Source organism: Frankia sp. AiPs1 (assembly GCF_023716945.1).
GTDB lineage: Bacteria > Actinomycetota > Actinomycetes > Frankiales > Frankiaceae > Frankia.
The window spans coordinates 1-4,416 of record NZ_JAMQQF010000502.1 but is presented as its reverse complement, the minus strand read 5'-3'; the positions used below and the strand labels follow the sequence as shown (position 1 = coordinate 4,416).

Genomic DNA, 4,416 nt, shown 5'->3' with positions numbered 1-4,416 from the left:
GGGCAGCCCGGAGCGGCGCGTCGTCGACGCCATGCGCGCCCACCCCGAGCTGGTCGGCGGGGTCGGGCGCCCGGACACCGACCTGATGCGCGCGGCGCCGGGCGTGCTGGCGAAGAACGGCGCCGAGGGCGTCACCCTGGTCGCCACGCTCGACGGGCACACCGTCGCCATCAAGATCGCAGACGGGGCCGGGCGGGCGGGCATCCCGGTCGCGCTGGCCGCGCTGAACCGCCTGGGTGCGCTGCCCGGGGTGGACACCCCGGGGCATCTGGAGCTCGACATGGCCCAGCTCGCCGTGCTCGGCGCGCCGACGGTGCTCGGCGGCGGGCGCCCGGTCGGCTCCCTGCGGGTGCGCCTGCCCGGCTGACCCGGTCTGGGCAACGGGGTCGCGACCGCGCATCGCTCCCGGCCGCCGACCCGCTGCCGTCAGCGAACACCGGCAAGGGACCGAGGAACGGCTGTACTAGCCTCGCCGTCCCGCACTAGCCTTCGCCGGCCCGGCCCGGCATTAGCCTCGCCGTCCCGGCCGGTGGTGACGGGCCGGGTCGGGGGGCAGGCGGGGACGGCCCGCGACGGTGACGGCCACCGGTGGGATGATCGCCGCGATCACCATCATGATCATGGCGGCCGGGAGGGAGTACATCCGGACCACGGTGCCACCCGCGATGAACAAGGTGAGTGCGATCGACATCAGGATCAGGTATCGCCGCCGAACCACCGGGTCGGCGCCGGGCCGCGGGGCGGGAGACGGCTCGCCCTGGGGATGTGGCTCGCCCTGGGGATGTGGCCTGCCCTGAGGATGTGGTCTGCCCGTCGGATTTGGCCCGGTCTGGGGATGAGGCGATTCGGTCCGAGGGCGGCCCGGTCCGGTGGCAGGCGGCCGGTCCGGGCCGGTGAGCCGCAGGTCGTAGCGGCGGCGCAGGCCGGGGTCGCTGAGGGTCCGATAGGCGACGTTGACCCGGGCGAAGGCCGGCGACGAGCCGCCGGAGTCCGGATGGGTGCGTCGCGCGGCGACCCGGTAGGCGTGGCGGATCTGGTCCGCGGTGGCGTCCGGCGCCACCCCGAGGACCTCGTACAGCGAGGGCTTCACACCCACGGGCGCCTCCCCGGCCGCCCTCGACCACCCGATCGGGCGGTCCGGCGGCATCGCGTCATGGCGAAAGTACGGGCACGTGACCAGAATGAGCGCCGAACCGCCCGAAGGCGAGCGCGAGACCGCCAACCAGACCGACGCTCAAAGTAACATTCTACGCACTCTGTGATTCGAGTGATCGTTTCACGCTCGCGACCAGCCCCCTGCGTGCGGGGCCGGTCACGCCCTCGGCTCCAGCCGGTGGCGCGCCGTCAGGGCCGGCGCGGAGCGTGCGCACGGGTGACACGGGATGGGGACATGGCGCAGGTCGCGAAGATCGTCGATGAGGTTGCGTCACTGGTGGGAGAGCCCGGCATCGCGGACCGGCTGACCATCACCGGGCCGGCCGACGTCCTGCCCAGCCTCTACCGGGTGACGACGGTCGCGACCGCCTCGGTGGCGGCCGCGGCGGTCGGGGCCGGGCGGCTGCTGGCCGCCCGCACCGGCGGCGGCCCCCCGGACGTCACCCTCGACACCCGCCACGCCGGTGCGGCCTTCCGTAGCGAGCGCCACCTGCGCATCAACGGCAAGGAGCCGCCCGGCCCGTGGGACCCGATCTCGGGCTACTACCGCACGGCCGACGACCGCTGGATCCAGCTGCACTGCAACTTCCCGCATCACCGCAACGGGGTGCTGGATCTGCTCGGGGCGCCGAACGACCGGGCCGCCGTCGAGCGGGTGATCCGTCGCCTCGACGCCGCCTCGCTGGAGCTGGAGCTGCAGGCGATGGGGCTGTGCGCGAGCATGGCGCGGGCGGAGCCGGAGTGGGCCGAGCACCGGCAGGCCGGGGCGGTCGCCGAACTGCCGGTGATCGAGGTGAGCCGGCTCGGCGACGCTCCACCGGCGCGGTTCGCTCCCACCGAGACGCCGGCCGCCGGGCTGCGGGTGCTGGACCTGACCCGGGTCATCGCCGGCCCCATCGCCGGGCGCACGCTCGCCGCCTACGGCGCGGACGTGCTGCGGGTCGGCGCTGCCCACCTGCCGGAGGTGCACAGCCTGCTGGTCGACACGGGATTCGGCAAACGCAACGCGTTCCTCAACCTGCGGGTCGCCGCCGACGCCCGCCGGCTGCGGGAGCTGATCGCGTCCGCGGATGTGGTCCTGCAGGCCTACCGGCCGAGCGCGCTGGACCGGCTCGGGTTCGGCCCGGACGCCGTCGCCCGGATGCGACCGGGCATCGTCTACGCCAGTATCAGCGCCTACGGACGGCAGGGGCCGTGGAGCGGGCTGCGCGGCTTCGACAGCCTGGTCCAGACCGCCTCGGGGATCGTCCTCGCCACGGCCGCGGCGGCCGGCACGTCGAGCCCGGTGCCGCTGCCGGCGCAGGCGCTCGATCACGGCACCGGCTATCTCGCCGCCTTCGGGGTGCTCGACGCGCTCGCCCGGCGGGTGCGTGAGGGCGGGAGCTGGCACGTGCGGGTCTCCCTGGCCCGGACCGGGCGGTGGTTGCAGGACCTCGGCCACCACGACACCCTCGGCCTGCCCGACCCGACGGCGGACGACGTCGCCGCCTACCGCTCCGGCCTGACCAGCGAGTTCGGTGAGCTGTCATACATTCGGCCGGCGGCGACCATCGCTGGGGTGGCCCCGCGCTGGCTGTCGCCGCCGGCCTCCCTCGGCACCAGCCAGGCGGTGTGGTCGGCGCCCCGCTGACCACGGCAGGAGCGGTTCCGGGCCGGCGCTGGCCATATTGCGGCGCGAGGACGACCCGCGCGGATTGTAAACCGCAGGTGCGCCTGGGCACCACTTTTGTGTCATGCAGGTAACAACCTGATATGAGTACTTTCAGTTGATCTGTCCGGGGACTACGTTTCCGCCATCTCGGTGGAGAGTGCGTGCGGGTCGGCCGGATCATCCCGCCGGTCCGGAGACGATTTTCGGGGGGCGGTCGGGGGTGGCGCGGGGGGGCGCGGCATCCTCTAGGCGGTGGCGCGCCGGCTCGATGTCGGTGGCGCCGGGGGTAGCTCGTAGCTGGGTCGGTCGGGGCATCGGGCTTGCGATCGGCGGACCGGAGGAGGAAATGCATGCGTAGGCGCCCGCTCCTGGGAGCGATAGCCCTCGCCGCGGCCGTGACGTTGACCGCCGCGGCCTGTGGGAGTGACAGTGACGGTGGTTCTTCCGGGAACGGGAAGAAAACGATCACTATCGGCTTTCAGGGCGTTCTCTCGGGCGACAATCAGCAGCTCGGACTGAACGCCCTTTATGGCGTTCGGACCGCGATCGCGGAGGTGAACGCCGACACGAGCTCGCCGTTCCAGCTCAAGCTCGTCGAGTCCGACGACGGCGGTTCCCCGGACCAGGGCCCGACCGCCGCGCAGAAGCTGATCGACGACTCCAAGGTCACCGCCGTCGTCGGCCCGATGTTCTCTGGCGCCACGAAGGCCAGCGAGCCCGCCTACACCCAGGCCGGCCTGCTGTCGGTCAGCCCGTCCGCGACGAATCCGGCGCTGACCACGCTGGGCTTCAAGACCTTCTACCGGGTCATCGCGCCGGACACCGTGCAGGGCAAGGCCGCCGCCGACTACGTGGCCACCGTCCTGCAGGCGAAGAAGGTCTACTCGCTGGATGACAAGAGCGAGTACGGCACCGGCCTGTCCGGCGCCCTGGAGCCCGAGCTCCAGGCCAAGGGCGTCGCCGTCACCCACGACGGGATCAACCCGACCAAGGACTACACCTCCGAGGCCACGAAGATCATCGCTGCGGCCCCGGACGTCCTGTACTACTCGGGTTACTACGCCGAGCTCGCCCTGTTGTCCAAGGCACTCAAGGACAAGGGTTTCACCGGCAAGATCGCCAGTGGTGACGGCTCGCTCGACCCGCAGTACGTCGCGCAGGCCGGCGCCGCCGCGGCCGAGGGCACCTACCTCACCTGCCCCTGCGGTGACGCGAACACCGACCCGAAGGCCGCCGCGTTCGTCGCCTCCTTCAAGAAGGTCAACAAGGGCGCGAAGCCCGGAACGTACTCCGGTGAGGCGTACGACGCCACGCTCGCGCTCGCGGACGTGTTCAAGAAGCTCGGCGACGACGTCTCCCGCGAGTCGGTCGCGAAGGCCTTCGGCAGCGTGAACTTCCAGGGCATCACGAAGACCGTCGCCTTCGAGTCCACCGGCGAGGTCAAGGGTTCCAACGTGTTCGTCTACCAGGTCAAGAACGGCGCGATCACCGTTCTCGGGAACACCGCGGATCTGATCAAGTCCTGACACCGGTGCGGGGGGGGGGGGGGGGGGGGGGGGGGGGGGGGGGGGGGGGGGGGGGGGGGGGGGGGGGGGGGGGGGGGGGGGGGG

At 72.6% G+C, this 4,416-nt stretch carries 4 protein-coding genes; 3 read left to right on the top strand and 1 reads right to left on the bottom strand.

The features are described from left to right. Positions 1-367 (top strand): asparaginase (locus tag ND748_RS26140; protein WP_251748810.1); only part of this gene is annotated, 367 nt, incomplete at its 5' end. A gap of 141 nt (positions 368-508) precedes the next feature. On the opposite strand, the gene ND748_RS26135 is transcribed toward ND748_RS26140, so the two are convergent. Beyond that, positions 509-1,096, bottom strand: coding sequence for a DnaJ domain-containing protein (locus ND748_RS26135; RefSeq protein ID WP_251748808.1), 588 nt, complete (start codon positions 1,094-1,096; stop codon positions 509-511). 294 nt (positions 1,097-1,390) lie between these two features. Between ND748_RS26135 and ND748_RS26130 the strand changes: the two genes are divergently transcribed. Both ND748_RS26130 and ND748_RS26125 read left to right on the top strand, forming a co-directional pair. Continuing rightward, entirely contained in the window at positions 1,391-2,785 is a 1,395-nt protein-coding gene (locus ND748_RS26130; protein ID WP_251748806.1) for a CoA transferase, read from the top strand. 371 nt (positions 2,786-3,156) lie between these two features. Next, complete coding sequence (locus tag ND748_RS26125; protein WP_251748804.1) at positions 3,157-4,332, top strand: branched-chain amino acid ABC transporter substrate-binding protein; 1,176 nt, start codon at positions 3,157-3,159, stop codon at positions 4,330-4,332. Positions 4,333-4,416: the final 84 nt, after the last annotated feature.